The following is a 16,830-nucleotide window of genomic DNA, read 5'->3' as shown; positions in this document are numbered from 1 at the left end:
TTTAACTATTTTGAGGATGATCTAATCCTAAATGTTTCCAAGCCGCAGGCGTCGCTACACGACCCCGATTTGTCCGTTGAATAAACCCAATTTGCATTAAATAGGGTTCATAAACTTCTTCAATAGTTTGGGTATCTTCCCCCGTAATTGCCGCCATGGTTTCTAATCCCACTGGCCCCCCTTGAAATTTTTCAATAATAGCCGTTAACATATTTCGGTCTGTCCAATCTAATCCCAGGGGATCAACATTAAATAATTCCAAAGCAATATTCGCCACTTCTGCATCAATTTCACCCGTACTTTTCACCTGTACATAATCTCGAACTCGACGCAATAAACGATTAGCAATTCTAGGTGTTCCCCTAGCCCGTTGAGCAATTTCTATCGCCCCTTCTGGGGTGATCGGAGTATTTAATAACTTGGCACTCCGTTGAACAATTAAACTTAATTCGTCCACTTCATAAAAGCGTAACCGTTGAATAATGCCGAAGCGATCGCGCAGGGGAGCCGTGAGGGAACCCACCCGAGTTGTAGCACCAACAATCGTAAAAGGTTTCAGGGGAATACTCCGAGTTTTTGCCGATCTTCCCTGACCAATAGTAATATCTAATCGACAATCCTCCATCGCCGGATATAAAATTTCCTCCGCCACTTTAGATAACCGATGAATTTCATCAATAAATAAGACTTCCCCGGGTTTTAAACTAACTAATAATCCGGCAATATCCCGAGGTTTTTCTAACGCGGGAGCCGTGGTAATTTTACAAGTCACCCCCATTTCCGAGGCTAAAATTAAGGACATGGTGGTTTTTCCCAATCCCGGCGGGCCATATAATAATAAATGATCTAAAGGTTCCTGACGGGATTTTGCCGCGGCGATCGCAATCGATAAAACCTCTTTTAAATCCTTTTGTCCCACATAATCTTCTAAACGATGGGGTCGGATTTTCTCATCCTGTTGACGATTAATTTCTTCCTCGGGTATCGCCTCGGCTGCTAACAAATAATCCAATTCATCCGTTGGCTCACTACTCTTGGATTTTCTGGATTTTTTAGCCATGGGAGTCGCTAACCCAGAAAACTCATCAGACGGTTCGGGTTCAGGGGACTGCTTTTTTGAAGAAATAATCGCCATAATAGACTTATGCCATACCGGGGCTACAGGTTCCAACTTTAGCAGGTTTTGGGTGAAACTAATCCTATTATTAGTCTCCAAATCAATATAAAATAAGAACTGAATAAGGGAATAGGCAATTAGGGAATGGGTAATAGCAAGAGTTTGCCTCCCGGTAATCCCTCTCAGAGAGTCCTAAAGGACTTACTACGTTGAGATGCCCCCTGCTCCCGGTGCTCCCCTGTCTGTCCCAATTCAATGATTAATTATTCAGATATTGAGATATTCAAAAAACAACTGCATCAGTTGAGTGATGAACAACTCAAACAAGACTATTTGCGGGGGGAATTGACCTTTGATTTTCTCGCAGAGGTATTGGGGGAGGTTGAGTCGGAAGAATTAGTTCTGCGATTGGTGAGTTTAGGTTTAAAATTGAATATTATTCAAGGAATTTTATTAACAAAAAATGTTAAACCTGAATTTCAAATTAAGGCTTTTTCTCGGGTACTCCAGTTAAATATTCCCCTGGCTTTAAAAATTCGTCTGTTGGGACAAACCCGTTCACCCCTATTACTTTCTTGGTTGCTTAAAGGATTACATCATAACAATCAATTGGTGAATGCTTGGTCGGCTTGGGCGATCTCTCAAATCGGTGAAGCTGCTGAATCTTCCCTATTAAAAGCCTTAAAAGATCCCCAACAAAAAGTCCGTCTTTGGGCAATTTGGGCGTTAGGGCAAATTGGCAGCGATCGGGCAATTCGTGGATTAATTATGGCTTTGCACCATGAAGATAGTCAAGTTCGTTGGCGAGCCGCCGCCGCTTTAGGAAAAATCAAAAATCGTTTAGCCACAACAAAATTAAGAGAAATTTTAGTTTCCGATCCAGAGCATTATGTCCGAGGTCGGGCTGCAACTGCATTAGGGAATTTAGGGGGAGCAGCAGCAATTATTGGGTTAAAAAATTCCCTTGATGATCGAGAATTTTATGTTTATACTAATGCAGTTTATGGCTTAGAAACCATTGGCGATTCCTTTGCCATTAAGGTACTTTTACAAGCTCTTAATCATGGTAATTCAGATGTTAGAATCCGGGTTGTTGAAGTTTTAGGTCGAATTGGAGGGGATTTTATTGTTAATAAGTTGCTCAATAAAATTCATGATCCCGATCCGTTTGTGCGGGCAAAAGTGGTTGAAACGATTCAATCTATGAATACTCCTTTAGCCATTGGGGGTCTAAAAACCGCCTTGAATGATACGGATATTTATGTGCGTTCCTGGGCAGAAACGGCTTTGCAAAAATTAGATTCTCCCTCACCAACAACCCTATTAAAAATATTATTGGATTCTGATATTACTTCTCCCCATGCTAATTTACCTAAACTCTGGATTGGATCTAGGGCGGAAGCTAGTGAATATATTTTACAGAAATTTCGAGGAGCAAATATTCACCATTTAATTTCTATCGGTAGTCCGGGTAGTGAACTGCCTGAAGGGTTCGATCAAGTTCCGAATCGATTACGATTAGAATTTGATGATATTGATACCCCCTGCCATGATCCTGAATATGTTTTACCCAGTCTGCAACATATTTTAAAAGCCCTTCATTTTATGAAATCTGTTCGTGCCCATCAAGGAGATTTATTAATTCATTGTCAAGCAGGAATTAGTCGATCAACGGCGATCGCATTTACCCTATATGCCTATGGTTTAGGAATCGGAAAAGAAGCAGAAGCCCTTAATTATATTGTGGCGGTGCAACCCCAAGCTATACCGAATCAATGGATTGTGGAACTAGCCGATATCGCTCTCAAACGAGGAGGCAGATTAATTCAAACCCTACGCCATTATCGCCGTTCTTTTCCTAATTCCTAATTCCTAATTCCCTGCTACATACAAAAAATCTGTGAAGACGGACACTAAGTGCATCTTCACAGACACCTGAAAACCAGGCTGAAAATTAGGACATGGCTTGAATGATAAAGTCAAAGTAGGGGGCTGCTTCCTTCGCATCTTCGTCATCGAGTAACGCCAGAGACGCTTCCTTGAGACAACGAACCGCTTCCACCATCCCAGGCATCGGAACACCCAAAGAGTTATACATATCTTTGACACCGATTAAACCAATGTCTTCAATGGGATCTTTATCACCCGAAAGAACTCCATAGGTAATCAACCGCAGATACCAGCCATAGTCCCGAAGGCATAGGGCCCGTTCCCGTGAGCCGGACGCATTACCACCGGGGGCAATAAAATCAGGGCGTTTTTTCCACAGTTGGTTACTAGCACGCTCTACAATCTTCTTTTCATTATCCGCAAGGGTCGAAGCAATTCGCACGCGCTGTTCACCCGTTTTTAAAAAGTCATTGATGTTTTTGAGTTCACCAACACTAGGATAACGGAGTTCATCGTCAGCTTTGAGAATAACTTGGCTAACTACTGTCATCTAAAACCTCAGAGCTATTAAAGTTTTTCAAGATACCATTAAGTAGTTTAGCGACTTGAGGGGATCAGGGGAAGTCATAACCTTTGTAAACTTTCATCCATCCTCATCAAAGTGGGGTGGAAACACCTGTGCAAAGTCGTGGAGATCGGGCAGAGTCAAGAGTTATCTGCCCCGGTTTAGTCTGAATACCCTTAACAATTCTTAATTTTCACCCCTCAACGGTTAATCAGTTATCAGTCATCAGTCATCAGTTATCAGTTAAGAGGTAGTTTGCAGTTATTTACAGTAAAATAGATCTATACTTTATTTCTTTCACTGTTTACTGTTTACTCTGTAGAGACAGGTTCCGGGGAGATTTTTTTTAAATAAACTAAAATCTTGATCAACCCATTGATTACTGATAACTGATTACTGATAACTGATTAATAATGTGGCAGCAAGGGCAACAAGTTGAAGTCGAAATCACAGATTTGACCGATGAAGGTAGTGGCGTCGGTCGTTACCAAGAGCGGGTTATATTTGTTCCTGATACAGTTCCTGGCGATCGGGTGCGGGTGCGGTTAGTGCGGGTGAAAACCCAATATGCAGAAGGCAAGTTAGACCGACTGTTAAGCCCATCAACCGATCGCATTTCCCCTCGATGTATTGTGGCGGATAAATGTGGCGGATGTCAGTGGCAACATATTGATTATGCGCTGCAACTGCAAAGTAAGCGAAATTTAGTCGTTAAAACCTTAGAAAAAATTGGAGGATTTATCGATCCTCCGGTCGATCAGGTGTTAGCAGGAGCGTCGGAATTAGGTTATCGCAATAAAGTTACCTATCCCCTAGGACGGTCAGCAACGGGTCAAGTCCAGGCGGGTTACTTCCAGAAACATAGCCATCGTTTGGTTAACTTAAATCAATGTCCGGTACAGGATCAACGGCTAAATCCTTTACTGGCTAATGTGAAACAGGATATTCAAAACCGGGGATGGTCAATTTATGAAGAAGCCCAACATCGGGGCAAACTTCGCCATCTCTCCCTCAGAATTGGACGGCGTACCGGGGAAATGTTATTAACCTTAATTGCCACCCAAGCCAGTTTACCCGGACTGACGGAACAGGCGGAAACTTGGTTAGAACAATATCCGGGGTTACAAGGGGTTTGTTTAAATTTGAATCCCGATCAAACTAATGTGATTTTTGGTCAGGAAACACGCTGTTTAGCGGGTCGCCCCTATTTAAAAGAAGAATTTGGGGGGTTAACCTTTTTTCTGGGGCCCGATACGTTTTTTCAAGTGAATACGGAAGTGGCGGAAGGGTTATTAGAAATCATGCTCCAGGAACTTAATTTACAAGGAACTGAACGCATTGTTGATGCCTATTGTGGGATTGGAACCTTTACTTTACCCCTAGCTTCCTATTTATTGAAAAAACAAAGAGGTTCAATTCAGCCCTCCGATCTTCCCCAAGTCATGGGTTTAGAAGTCCAAGAAACCGCCATAGACCAGGCTCGAAAAAATGCGATTTTTAATCAGCTTGATCAGGTAGAGTTTAAATTAGGAACGGTGCAAAAGTTGTTACCCCAGTTAGGATATAAACCGGATGTTGTTTTGCTTGATCCTCCCCGAAAAGGCTGCGATCGCACGGTCTTAGAAACCTTACGGTCACTGCAACCGCAACACTTGATTTATATTAGTTGTAGACCCGCCACCCTAGCCAGAGATCTGAAGATTTTATGTGAAACCGGAGTTTATGAATTAGTGCGGGTACAACCTGCGGATTTTTTCCCGCAAACGTCCCATGTTGAATCTATGGCGTTTTTGCGGCGTTTATAAACAAGTCGGATCATGTGCTCAGAAATCAGGTTTCTGACTTAACCTTTGCTGAATCATCAAAAGATGACGGAAGAAACCCGATTTCTGGCGGGCTAGAACTGCCTTTTTTTATATTCATTTAGTTGGTATTGGGCAAAAGGAGAATATTCTTCTTTTGCCTATTTTAATCTTTTGTTTAATAAGGACGATTATTATTAGCTTAATACTGCTATAACCTGTTTTCAAAAAATTGTAGGGGCGGGTTCTCCCAGAGCTTTGTCACTTCACCCCAATATTACTAAACCCGCCCAACACCTAACTTAGAAGCAGATATAAAAATGATTGATATTACATATTATTCAACCGTTATTTTGTTAAATATTATTGATTTTACCAACCCCTCTCGCCCTCATTTCCTCTATCATGTCAGTTAAGTATTGGATCACTTCTTCTATAACCTCCATAATCGCATTACGATCATTTTCTTGTCCACACTCTACTAAATCAGACCATCTTTCATCAAGAATATCCTCTACCAGTTTTGAGTATTTTGGATGAGCTCCTTTATGAAAATCAAGGTCTAGGGGCAAAAGATTCATAGGGCCATTTTCATCAAAAACAGGTCGAGCTTTTAAGATCAATTTACTTTTTCTACAGACTTCCAAAGGTATAATGTGATGTGCTATATCTGAATTATTCGATTTCTTTATTGAAGAAGATTTTCTAATAATCTTCGTTATATCTGCTAAGTCTTCAAGAGTAAACTTATCTCCCTGAACTCTTGCAGCAAGTGTTAATATTATTAATAATTGTTCATAAGTTACAGTCATCTCATAGATTTTACGATTCTCAGTATTTCTTTGTTTTTTTAGTAGTAGCTTTTCGTTATTGAAATCAAATTCTCCAAAATAATCTCCTGGCTGAAGATTAAGATGTTTTGAGAGCAAAGAATCTTTATCAATTGTAATTTCAAAATATCTCTTTTCTTGTCCCATTAGCTTACCCCCTCCGTCCCAGTAACTTTAATAATTGTATCAATAATTCATAAATCTCATCTAACTCATTATCATTACAAATTTCTTGTAAACGTTGATTATATTTTGAGCGATCAAGTTTTCGGAGTTTACGAATAATTTTTTGCTGTTCAGGATTTATTTTTCCTTGTTTTTCTCCTTGTTTTATCGCTTCATCAAACTTTCTAAAAAAGTCATCAAGGGTCATATTATCTACTTCTTTTTTAACATCTTCTGGGTAAATTGAAGGAGATGGTATTCCAGAACTAGAACTTTTGATACCTAAGAAACCCAATAAAAAAGATAGGGTAAGTGACCAGATAAACAAAAATGGGTAAACATACCAAAACCATTCGGGATGAGTTACTTGTGAAAATGCACCTTGATGAAGAAAAAGACCGTCAATTAATAAACAGAAACCACCAACAATGACCATACCTGGGATAATAGCAATAACATAGCCTAAAACCTCTCCAATTCCATTAAAACTTCCCGAAGGTGAAATCATTTCATCGATTAACAGACCCATTCCTAAAATGAATCCTAAAATTGCCCAGCCAATTAAAAATTTTGTTTGAAAACGAACTGAATTAGATCCAAATGCCATGAGCACTCTCCTAATGAAAAACTAGATAATCTGAAATTTACGAAGTTTTGGTGTTGAATTATAAAATTTAATGATTACATTGTTCTCAATAAAATATCATTCTATTGGTGGTTGACACAAGCGCAAATAGTGGTATATTGTGGGAACTTTTGAAATATTTCCGGTTCTCAAATCGTGGGATAAAGTGGGAAAAAGTTACCATAATTCCAAAAAGTAGGATAAAGTGGGAAAAATTCAGACAAAACGACAACCTCACCTACACTTATGAATATTCAAGAAGTCTTGCAGTGGACTGATGAACAGGTATTCGCTAAAACGGGAAAACATCTCGATTCTCTGCAAAAAGCGATCCTAGAAGGAACTTGGCAACGTCAAAAATACGGAGAAATCGCAGAGAATTATAACTGTAGTCATGATCATGTTAAAAAACAAGCTTGGAAATTATGGAAAGTTCTATCTGATATCCTAGAGGAAGATATAAAACAGTCAAATTTTCGTTCTCTTTTTGAAACATTAGGTTCTTATAGTAATATCACTAATAATTGTGTAAATATTGTCAATAATAGCGTTAATTTGAATGGTAAAAATTCACAATCTTCAGAAATAACACAACATCAAAACCCAGATTTACACAAAGATAGATCGCACCCGCCTAATAACAATAATTCCAATCTAAATCAACCTAAAAAATATTCTGATTTGACAGAAGCACCTGAAATTTTAAGTTTTTACGATCGCACTTCTGAGCTCTCCACCCTAAAACAATGGATATTAGAAGAACAGATGCGACTCATTACAATATACGGACTGAGTGAAATTGGAAAAAGTGCGATCGCAGTTCAACTCATTAAAGAAATTCAACAGGAATTTGATATTATTATTTGGCGGAGTTTAAGCCACAAACCCCTATTGTCAGAATTGAAAACAAATTTAATTCAATGTTTATCTCAAACTGAAGATTCTCCTTTACCTACTGTTTTCGATTATTTTCGTTCTTATCGTTGTTTACTTGTTTTCGATGATTTGCAATCTATTTTGTGTTCAGGACAATTAGCAGGTCAATATTTACCTGATTATGAAGATTATGGCTTATTTTTTAAACAAATTGCGACTTCATGCCATCCCAGTTGTTTAATACTTTTGAGTTGGGAAAAACCTAGAGAAATTGACACCTTAGAGGGAAGAAATTCTTGTATTAGGACTTTGCATCTCCAAGGGTTAGGAGAGGGCGGAAAAGCAATTTTGCAAGAAAAAGAATTACTGGATGAGGAACAATGGTTAGAGTTAATTGAACTGTATCAAGGTCATCCTGTAGCGTTAAAACTAATTGCTAATACAATAAACAACCTTTTTAATGGTTCTGTTTCTAAATTTTTAAATGGTAAAACTGTATTTTTAGGAGATTTAGAACCCCTTTTTCAAAGCCATTGGCAACGGTTATCTGTAGTGGAAAAACAAATTATAATTGAAATGGCAAATCAATCAGAGGAAGTAGAGATTGAACCTATGATATTAAGGTTAAAATTGTCCTGGGATGAAATTATCAATGGAATACAATCTTTACAACGTCGAGGGTTAGTAGAAAAAAGAAAAGAATCAAATCACTCTAAATTTTTTCTTAACCCTTTATTTAAAACCTATAAGTCAAAAAAAGGAGTTTGAATAGTGGATGGGGCGGGTTTATCAAGGTTGGGGTTGGGTGCATTGGGATTAAGGCGAACCCGCCCCTACAAAAATGGGTCAAAAGCCGCGCCTGACGACTTTTAATCTATTATATGATCAGGGTTAATTAACAGCCTAAATCACTTCATCGGATTATATTCAGCTAATAATTTTTCTAACTTAGCTTGATCAACTTTAGATAATAATTTGTCCGCTTCATAATTATCTCGAACTGTTTTAGCTAAAGTAAAGGAAGACCCCACCGAAAAGGTTAAACCCATGCCCATAAATCCTTTCACCCAAATATCAACAGGAAGGTAAGCAATCCCGACGGCGGTTGTGGATACAGCCAGAATAAAAGATAGCCAAACTTGAAGAATCCAAGCGGATGTATCTTTTTGTGCCAACATTTGTTTATTGCTCATAATCGTGACTTCCTTGGGGCATTATTGTTGATTCTATTGTAGTTTTGAGCCACAAAACCCCTCAGTCATCATGGACAGTTTGAGAAACTGTCTACTCCCCCCTTGTCAATGGGTTAAAATATTATTGATTCAATCTGACTGCGATCGCAATTCATCAAAAATTTTAATTTATTAATCACTTATCCTATGAAGCCCTTATTAATTAAATTTCCCCTACGATGGGTTCTAATTGTTCCTTTTATTTTACAACTATTTGGCACTGTTGGACTAATTGGCTGGTTGTCTTTTCGTAGCAGTAAAGCCTCCGTTGGAGATGTTGCTTATCAACTCAGAAATGAAATTTCTAACCGAATTGAACAAAGATTACATCAATTTTTAGAAGTTCCCCATTTAATTAATCAACTCAACTTAGATGCGATTAAATCCGGTTATATTGATATTGATAATATGCAAAACTTAAAAAATCATTTTTGGTTACAAGTACAATCGTTTAAAACCATCAGTTTTATTTTATTTGGGAGTGAAAAAAATGAATTTATCGGAGTAGGAAGATTTGATCATTCGGGTTTACTGATGATGAAAGCTGATCCATCTACCCAGGGAAGTATTCAATTTTATGAATTAGATACTCAAGGAAACCCTCAAAAATTAGTCCAAGAAACACCAAATTTTGTGATTCGAGAGCGACCTTGGTACAAAGCAGCATTGCAAACAGATCAATCCATTTGGAGTCCAATTTTCACTTATCATGCCTATCCTGAAATGGTATTACCTGCTAGTGTTGTTGTTAAGGATAATCAGGGAAAAGTGTTAGGAGTATTAGCGAGTCACTTATTTCTAAACCAAGTCAGTGACTTTTTAAAAAGTATAGAAGTCGGTAAATCAGGGCAAACCTTTATTATTGAACGTTCCGGTTTAATTGTAGCTAGTTCTAGTTTAAATAGATCATTTTTAGTAGATAAACAGGGTAAAACTCAAAGAATTAAAGCGATTGAAAGTTCCGACAAAGTATTACAAAATACAGCTATTTTTTTATTGGAACATTTTGAAAAATTTAATAATATTAATAGCAAACAACAACTCGACTTTATTTATAATAATCAAAGACAACTGATCCAAATTGTTCCCTATTCCGACCCCAGAGGTTTAGATTGGTTAATTGTGGTGGTTGTTCCCGAATCAGACTTTACGCAAAAGATCCAAAACAATCAAAAAAGAACAATTATTCTTTGCTTTTTAGCCTTGGGTTTATCCGTAATCTTGGGAATTTTAACCGCCCGATGGATTATGAAACCGATTATAAAATTAAATCAAGATTCTCAAAAAATTGCCCAAGGAAAATTAGAAGAAATTCTACCCAAAACTGAAGTTTATAGTATTGATGAATTAGAGGTTTTATCTCAATCTTTTAATCAAATGGTATCTGAACTGAAACAATCCTTTGATACCCTAGAAGTTCGAGTCGAAGAACGAACCCTAGAATTGAAACAAGCTAAGGAATCGGCAGAATTAGCTAATCGTGCTAAAAGCCTATTTTTAGCGAATATGAGTCATGAATTAAGAACTCCTTTACACGCGATTTTAGGGTTTACCCAATTAATGCTCCGTCAGTATAACGGCGATGCTCAACTTTCAGAAAACCTGGAAATTGTCAATCGTTCTGGAGAACATTTACTCAAATTAATTAATGAAATTTTAGATTTAACCAAAATTGAATCGGGAAAAACCCAGATAAATCTGAGTTGTTTTAATCTCCATTCCTGTTTTACAACCTTAGAACAAATGTTTGAATTAAAAGCACAATCTAAAGGAATACAGCTAATTTTTGAATTAGATCCAGACTTGCCTCAATATATTAAAACCGATGAAAGTAAATTTCGCCAAATTCTCATAAATTTATTATCAAATGGAATTAAATTTACTAGTACAGGACAAGTAATATTAAGAGTAAAAAAGCAGCCTCAAGCCGATCATAAATTTGAGGATATCGAACCCAAACTAACCCTTGAATTTGAGATCGAAGATACTGGCTACGGCATTGCCTCCGATGAGATCCATCAAGTTTTTGAGGCATTTAGCCAAACGGAAACAGGACGTCAATCGCAACAGGGAACCGGGTTAGGATTAGCCATTAGTCAAAAATTTATCCAGTTAATGGGTGGCGATATTCAAGTCAATAGTATCCTAAATCAAGGAACAATTTTTAAATTCTATCTTCAAGTTAATCCGGCTGAAGTCGAGGATATTCAAGAACTTCAGACTCAAAAACGAATTATTGGTTTAGCCGAAAATCAACCCCAATTCCGAATTTTAGTGGTAGATGACCGATTTACCAATCGCCAATTATTAGTTAAACTATTATCTCCTTTGGGGTTTGAGGTGGCTGAGGCGGAAAATGGTCAAGAAGCATTAAAAGTATGGAATGAATGGCAACCCCATTTAGTCTTGATGGATATGCGGATGCCGGTTATGGATGGTTACGAAGCCACAAAACAAATCAAATCCCAATTAAAAGGTCAAGCGACGGTGATTATTGCTTTAACCGCTAGTGTTTTTGAGGAAGAACGAGCTATAGTTTTATCAGTGGGATGTGATGATTTTGTCAAAAAACCCTTCCGAGAAGATGCCCTATTAGAAAAAATTGCCCACTATTTAGGGGTACGATATTTATACACACCCGATCTTCCCACTTTAGAACCCTTAGCACCCCCGCCAAGCTCCATCATTAGCCCGGATGCGTTAACTATGATGTCTTCTGAATGGTTAGTCGCATTGCGCTACAGTGCGGCTGCCGCCGATGGCGAACAAATTTTACAACTGGTGCAACAAATTCCCGTATCCCACAGTCCGGTCGCAGAATCTCTCATCCTATTAGTGAATAATTTTTCTTTTGATCAGATAATGGATTTAGCTCATAAAGCGACCCAGCAATGAATCATTCTTTTAATCGATCTTTTAAAGCCGATATTTTAATTGTAGATGACACCCTAGAAAATCTACGTCTGTTATCGAATACTTTGATCCAAATGGGATATAAAGTTCGGGGGGTAATGAATGGACAAATGGCAATTATGGCCGTACAAACTCTGCCACCTGATTTGATTTTATTAGATATTAAAATGCCCGATATGGACGGTTATACCGTTTGTCAATCCTTGAAGGCGAATGAACAAACTCGTGATATACCAGTAATTTTTTTAAGTGCTTTGAATGAAGTGATTGATAAAGTCAAAGCCTTTCAAGTGGGCGGGGTAGATTATATTACTAAACCTTTTCAATTTGAAGAAGTAGTAGCGCGGATTGAGAATCAAATAGCCTTACAATTGGCTAAGGCTGAAATTCGACAATTGAATGAGAAATTAGAACAGCGAGTCCAATCTCGGACGATAGAATTAGAAATTGTCAATGCCCAATTAAAAGGCTTAAATCACAAGCTAGAAAAGGAAATTGCAGAACATCAGAAAACCCAAACCAGATTACTACATCTGGCATCCCATGATGCCCTCACCAATTTACCGAATCGGGTTTTATTTATGAATCGACTGATCCAGGCATTACAACGCACCCAACGGGAACCCAATTATCAATTTGGAGTTTTATTTTTGGATTGTGATCGGTTTAAAGTAGTCAATGATTCCCTGGGACATTTTGCTGGAGATCGGCTATTAATTGCGATCGCTCGCCGCCTGAAAACCCATTTATCCTCTACGGATATGTTAGCACGGTTTGGGGGCGATGAGTTTACTATCTTATTAGAAAATATTCAGGATATTGACGATGCCAGTCGTTTGGCTCAAAAAATCCAAACCTCTATGAGTTGGCCGTTTCAATTTGAAGAACAGGAATTATTTATTAATGCCAGTATTGGGATTGTTATTGGGAATAAAACCTATCAAGAACCGGAACATCTTTTAAGAGATGCCGATATTGCCATGTATCAAGCCAAAGCCAAAGGAAAGGCTCGGTATCAAGTTTTTGATACCCAAATGCACCGTCATGCCCAACAACGCTTAGAATTAGAAACAGATTTAAGATTGGCATTACACCGTCAAGAATTTATCTTATATTATCAACCAATTATCTCCTTAGCAACGGGGAGAATTAACGGATTTGAAGCATTATTAAGGTGGCATCATGGGAAAAAAGGTCTAATATCCCCCGGGGATTTTATTCCCGCAGCCGAAGAAACCGGGTTAATTGTTCCCATCGGTTTATGGGTTTTAAAAGAAGCCTGTCAGCAGTTAAAAATTTGGCAAGATCGGGGTTTATTTAAAAACAAGATTAAAATGAGTGTTAATTTATCCGTAAAACAGTTTTCTCAACTGAATTTAATTCAAAATATTGATAAAATCATTTTACAAACTCAATTAAATAGCAGTTATTTAAAATTGGAAATTACCGAAAGTGCCATCATGGAACATCCCGAATCCGCCGCCGAACTTTTACAACAACTCAGAGACCGAGATATTCAGTTAAGTATTGATGATTTTGGCACGGGGTATTCCTCCCTAAGTTATTTACATCGATTTCCCTTACATAATTTAAAAATTGATCGATCTTTTATTCAACGAATTAGTGAAACCCGTCAAAATTTAGACATTATTCAAGCCATTATTACCCTCGGCCATCATCTAAATATGACTGTGACCGCCGAAGGGGTAGAAACCGCAGAACAGTTGTCCCTGCTGAAAAATTTGGGCTGCGAAGAAGGACAGGGTTATTTCTTTGCCCGTCCTTTAGATGCGGATGCGGCTCAAGCGTTATTGCAAGATAACCCTCACTGGTAATTAAAATTAACTAATTTTTGAGGGATTTTTTCCAACTTAATGTTAGTCTAGGCTATAAGATATTGTGTAATTAATCCTGCGAGAAAGTACCTTGGCGAGCCTATCTGTACCATATTTATGGGAAAGTCAAACCGGAGGAGATTTAAGTTTAGACTCCACCCTAGAAGATTTACCCCTATACGATTTTCAAGTGGTTTTGAGTTCCGGCGTGCGAACTCTTGTGCAACAGTTTGAAAGACATCCCTTACTCCCCGGAGTAATTATTGTAGACCAAAAAGAAAACTCCACTTCTGAATTTTTAGGAATAATTTCTCGGCGAGATCTCCTAGAATTTTTTTTACGTCCCCAGGGGTTAGAATTATTTTTAGATCAATCCCTAGATGTGCTTTATAGTTATGTTAGAACTCCGGTATTAGTATTACCTGCACAAACCACAATTCTCACAGCAACTCAACAGTCCTTGAAGCGAACTGCCCCTGGATATATAGATCCGATTGTGGTACAAGGAAATTGGCCGGCTTCTAAGGATTATCCTTGGATGGTTTCCTATCGTCTTTTAAACAGCCATGAATTAAATCTTGCCTATTGGCAAATTCGAGGAATTGAAACTCAAGTTCGCTATGAGAGAACTCAAGTTCAACTGTTACAAAGTGAAAAAATGGCAAGTTTAGGAAGATTAGTTGATGGCGTTGCCCATGAAATTTTAGATCCGGTGGGATTTATTTGGGGCAATTTAACCTATTTAATCACCTATAGTGATAGTTTGATTGAACTTTTAGATGCCTATGAATCCCATTATCCCCAGAAATTGCCAGCCCTTGAGAACCTGAAGGAAGAAATTGAATTTGATTTTCTCCGCCAAGATTTCCCTCGGATTCTATCAAGCATCAAAAGTGGTACGGAACGATTAAGTAAATTAGCAACCAGTTTACAAAACTTTTGTCACATTGATGAAATCCATCCCAAACCCGCAGATTTACACAGTCATTTAGATAGTATTTTACTGTTAATGAAAAGCCGGATTAACCGAGAAATTAACGTGGTAAAAAATTACGGTCATTTACCTCCAGTCACTTGTTATGTCGGACAGTTGAGTCAAGTATTTATCAATATTTTGATTCATGGTTTTGATGCCTTGCTCAATCAATTGGTGAGACAAGATTGGGTCGATGAATATAGCCTTTCCCCAAGTTTAGAGTCGGGCAAGACTCCGCAAATTGTGATTACAACAATGATGATTGGTTTAGATTCATCTGCGGTTGAGAATCTCAGCCCTCCCGAACGTTGGGTTTCAATTTCCATTGCCGATAATGGCCCGGGATTGTCTCCCCAAGAACAACAAAAAATCCTAGATTCATTTTCTAATCTCAAACGCACGGAAAAAGAAACCAGTTTATCCCTGAGTTATCATATTGTTACCGCCAAACATGGGGGACAATTAAAATTGCGATCGCAGCCGGGAATCGGTACGGAATTTGAGATTTTATTACCCTTTATTTAACCCATTGATCCAAGTTCGTGTATGATCAATAGAACTCGCAAAATATTAAAAAATTTAGGTTACCTCTTACTGTGCGAAATCGAACCCTGATTCTGTCCGTAATCCTTACTCTGAGTTTGTGGAATGTCGCCAAATCAGCCATGGGACAAGCCCTGATTCCCTATACCCCCGCCCTAGACTCAGAACAACTTAAACAAACTGGATTAGGGTTGCTCGAAGAAGCAGCTCAGTTAACCCGATTTCAACAATATCAATTAGCTTTACCCCGGGCAGAACTTGCGACTCAACTGGCACCGGACAGTTATCAAGCTTGGGCCCTATTAGGCAGTTTATATCTGCAATTAGATGAACTCGATAAAGGGATTGAATTTTTACAAAAAGCCAAAAACTTAGAACCCCAAGACCCTGGGATTCAGTTTATTTTGGGGGAAGCCTACTTCAAAAAAGGGGACTATCAAAAATCCGTTCAATCCCTAGAAGCTGCTTTGAAACTTGACCCGAAGGTTCCGGGGGCGTTATTTGATTTGGGCAATGCCTATTATAAGTTGGGGCGGTTAGAGCAGGCAGTTATACAATACGAGAAAGCCTTTTCCCAAGAAAGTAGTCTTTGGCCAGCCATTAATAATGTGGGCTTAGTCAAGTATGAACAGGGAGAAATCGATACGGCGATCAGCAAATGGAGACAGGCGATTAAGATTGATCCCAAAGCCGCCGAACCCCTATTAGCCTTAGCCGTTGCTCTGTACACTAAAGGAGAAGCTCAAGAGGCCCTATCTTTAGGAGAAACGGCTTTACGTCTTGATGGCCGTTATGCCGACTCTGATTATCTGAAAGAAAATCTTTGGGGCGATCGCTTAATCAAAGATACCCAAAAATTTCTAGCTAATCCTCAAATCCAAAAAGTGCTAGTTCAAGTTAAAGATACCCAACCTCCCTCTCCAAGTCCCTAGTCTCAAGATTAGGATCATCCCTACCTCTTAGGAGTACAAAGCAGCAGTAGGTACTGGAAAAAAAGATTGATTCCAGTTCCCCTATTACGGCCTACTCCTCGGGTGATAGCAAGGATTTAATCTTATCCACGAACTTTTGATGATCAATAACGGGTTTAGAGATGTAATCATCGGCCCCACTTTGGGCTAGAAAATCCTCCCGATCTCCAGCCATGGCATGGGCCGTCACTAAAATAATCGGCAGTTTCGCGGTTGTGGGATCAGCTTTGAGGAGTTGGGTAATTTTAATTCCATCAACTGGTTTCCCTTGATAGACACTGCGCGCTAGGGAAACATCCATCAAAATCAAGTCAGCCTCCCCAGTGCGAGCAATATCCATCACTTCTTCCACGTTTTCCGTGTGTTTAACGGCTAATCCACCCCGTTTTGTCAATATTTTTGAAAAAACACGAGCATTAACCTGATCGTCTTCTACAATCAGAACGGTCTTCATTTAAGTCTCCCAACCGATATACTGTTCAAATGGAAC

The 16,830-nt window shown here is 38.6% G+C and carries 13 protein-coding genes; 7 read left to right on the top strand and 6 right to left on the bottom strand.

Going from position 1 to position 16,830, the window contains the following annotated elements; translation table 11 throughout:
• Position 1 precedes the first annotated feature (1 nt).
• Positions 2-1,135 carry a Holliday junction branch migration DNA helicase RuvB gene (gene ruvB / locus PL11201_RS22710; RefSeq protein ID WP_079681134.1) on the bottom strand — a complete coding sequence of 378 codons (1,134 nt, stop codon included), beginning with the start codon at positions 1,133-1,135 and terminating at the stop codon, positions 2-4.
• A 237-nt stretch (positions 1,136-1,372) separates the two neighbouring features.
• Between ruvB and PL11201_RS22705 the strand changes: the two genes are divergently transcribed.
• A complete protein-coding gene (locus PL11201_RS22705) occupies positions 1,373-2,986 on the top strand; it encodes a HEAT repeat domain-containing protein (RefSeq protein ID WP_079681133.1) in 1,614 nt (537 codons plus the stop codon).
• Positions 2,987-3,071: 85 nt separating this feature from the next.
• On the opposite strand, the gene PL11201_RS22700 is transcribed toward PL11201_RS22705, so the two are convergent.
• Positions 3,072-3,557: an allophycocyanin subunit alpha-B gene (locus tag PL11201_RS22700; RefSeq protein WP_079681132.1), complete on the bottom strand. Its 486-nt coding sequence runs from the start codon at positions 3,555-3,557 to the stop codon at positions 3,072-3,074.
• Positions 3,558-3,985: 428 nt separating this feature from the next.
• Between PL11201_RS22700 and rlmD the strand changes: the two genes are divergently transcribed.
• Positions 3,986-5,377, top strand: coding sequence for a 23S rRNA (uracil(1939)-C(5))-methyltransferase RlmD (rlmD, locus tag PL11201_RS22695; protein ID WP_079681130.1), 1,392 nt, complete (start codon positions 3,986-3,988; stop codon positions 5,375-5,377).
• A 353-nt stretch (positions 5,378-5,730) separates the two neighbouring features.
• Here rlmD and PL11201_RS22690 read toward each other — a convergent pair whose 3' ends face one another.
• The gene (locus PL11201_RS22690; RefSeq protein ID WP_079681129.1) at positions 5,731-6,351 is read right to left on the bottom strand and encodes an AHH domain-containing protein; all 621 of its coding nucleotides are present in this window, start codon (positions 6,349-6,351) and stop codon (positions 5,731-5,733) included.
• A gap of 4 nt (positions 6,352-6,355) precedes the next feature.
• A complete protein-coding gene (locus tag PL11201_RS22685; RefSeq protein ID WP_079681128.1) occupies positions 6,356-6,976 on the bottom strand; it encodes a hypothetical protein in 621 nt (206 codons plus the stop codon).
• A 264-nt stretch (positions 6,977-7,240) separates the two neighbouring features.
• Here PL11201_RS22685 and PL11201_RS22680 point away from each other — a divergent pair, with 264 nt between their 5' ends.
• A complete protein-coding gene (locus tag PL11201_RS22680) occupies positions 7,241-8,638 on the top strand; it encodes an NB-ARC domain-containing protein (protein WP_079681127.1) in 1,398 nt (465 codons plus the stop codon).
• 140 nt (positions 8,639-8,778) lie between these two features.
• Here PL11201_RS22680 and PL11201_RS22675 read toward each other — a convergent pair whose 3' ends face one another.
• Positions 8,779-9,063, bottom strand: a complete 285-nt coding sequence (locus PL11201_RS22675; protein ID WP_042155498.1) for a YiaA/YiaB family inner membrane protein — start codon at positions 9,061-9,063, stop codon at positions 8,779-8,781.
• Positions 9,064-9,249: 186 nt separating this feature from the next.
• On the opposite strand from PL11201_RS22675, the gene PL11201_RS22670 reads away from it, so the two are divergent.
• The 4 genes from PL11201_RS22670 to PL11201_RS22655 all read left to right on the top strand — a co-directional run bounded on the left by PL11201_RS22670 (position 9,250) and on the right by PL11201_RS22655 (position 16,301).
• The gene (locus PL11201_RS22670; protein WP_079681126.1) at positions 9,250-11,997 is read left to right on the top strand and encodes a hybrid sensor histidine kinase/response regulator; all 2,748 of its coding nucleotides are present in this window, start codon (positions 9,250-9,252) and stop codon (positions 11,995-11,997) included.
• Positions 11,994-13,850 carry a two-component system response regulator gene (locus tag PL11201_RS22665; protein WP_079681125.1) on the top strand — a complete coding sequence of 619 codons (1,857 nt, stop codon included), beginning with the start codon at positions 11,994-11,996 and terminating at the stop codon, positions 13,848-13,850. Before PL11201_RS22670 ends, PL11201_RS22665 begins: the two co-directional genes overlap by 4 nt.
• Positions 13,851-13,941: 91 nt before the next feature.
• The gene (locus PL11201_RS22660; protein ID WP_200816851.1) at positions 13,942-15,351 is read left to right on the top strand and encodes a sensor histidine kinase; all 1,410 of its coding nucleotides are present in this window, start codon (positions 13,942-13,944) and stop codon (positions 15,349-15,351) included.
• Between the two features lie 71 nt (positions 15,352-15,422).
• Complete coding sequence (locus PL11201_RS22655) at positions 15,423-16,301, top strand: tetratricopeptide repeat protein (protein WP_234996818.1); 879 nt, start codon at positions 15,423-15,425, stop codon at positions 16,299-16,301.
• A gap of 91 nt (positions 16,302-16,392) precedes the next feature.
• On the opposite strand, the gene PL11201_RS22650 is transcribed toward PL11201_RS22655, so the two are convergent.
• The gene (locus tag PL11201_RS22650; protein ID WP_079681122.1) at positions 16,393-16,794 is read right to left on the bottom strand and encodes a response regulator; all 402 of its coding nucleotides are present in this window, start codon (positions 16,792-16,794) and stop codon (positions 16,393-16,395) included.
• Between the last annotated feature and the right edge of the window lie 36 nt (positions 16,795-16,830).

It is taken from the genome of Planktothrix sp. PCC 11201, assembly GCF_900009135.1.
GTDB lineage: Bacteria > Cyanobacteriota > Cyanobacteriia > Cyanobacteriales > Microcoleaceae > Planktothrix.
Note: the sequence above shows the minus strand (reverse complement) of the source record. Positions and strands in the feature narration are given on the sequence as shown.

Coding starts and splice junctions, on each gene's coding strand:
- ruvB (WP_079681134.1), bottom strand. CDS start 1,135: ATGGCGATTATTTCTTCAAAAAAGCAGTCCCCTGAACCCGAACCGTCT.
- PL11201_RS22705 (WP_079681133.1), top strand. CDS start 1,373: ATGATTAATTATTCAGATATTGAGATATTCAAAAAACAACTGCATCAG.
- PL11201_RS22700 (WP_079681132.1), bottom strand. CDS start 3,557: ATGACAGTAGTTAGCCAAGTTATTCTCAAAGCTGACGATGAACTCCGT.
- rlmD (WP_079681130.1), top strand. CDS start 3,986: ATGTGGCAGCAAGGGCAACAAGTTGAAGTCGAAATCACAGATTTGACC.
- PL11201_RS22690 (WP_079681129.1), bottom strand. CDS start 6,351: ATGGGACAAGAAAAGAGATATTTTGAAATTACAATTGATAAAGATTCT.
- PL11201_RS22685 (WP_079681128.1), bottom strand. CDS start 6,976: ATGGCATTTGGATCTAATTCAGTTCGTTTTCAAACAAAATTTTTAATT.
- PL11201_RS22680 (WP_079681127.1), top strand. CDS start 7,241: ATGAATATTCAAGAAGTCTTGCAGTGGACTGATGAACAGGTATTCGCT.
- PL11201_RS22675 (WP_042155498.1), bottom strand. CDS start 9,063: ATGAGCAATAAACAAATGTTGGCACAAAAAGATACATCCGCTTGGATT.
- PL11201_RS22670 (WP_079681126.1), top strand. CDS start 9,250: ATGAAGCCCTTATTAATTAAATTTCCCCTACGATGGGTTCTAATTGTT.
- PL11201_RS22665 (WP_079681125.1), top strand. CDS start 11,994: ATGAATCATTCTTTTAATCGATCTTTTAAAGCCGATATTTTAATTGTA.
- PL11201_RS22650 (WP_079681122.1), bottom strand. CDS start 16,794: ATGAAGACCGTTCTGATTGTAGAAGACGATCAGGTTAATGCTCGTGTT.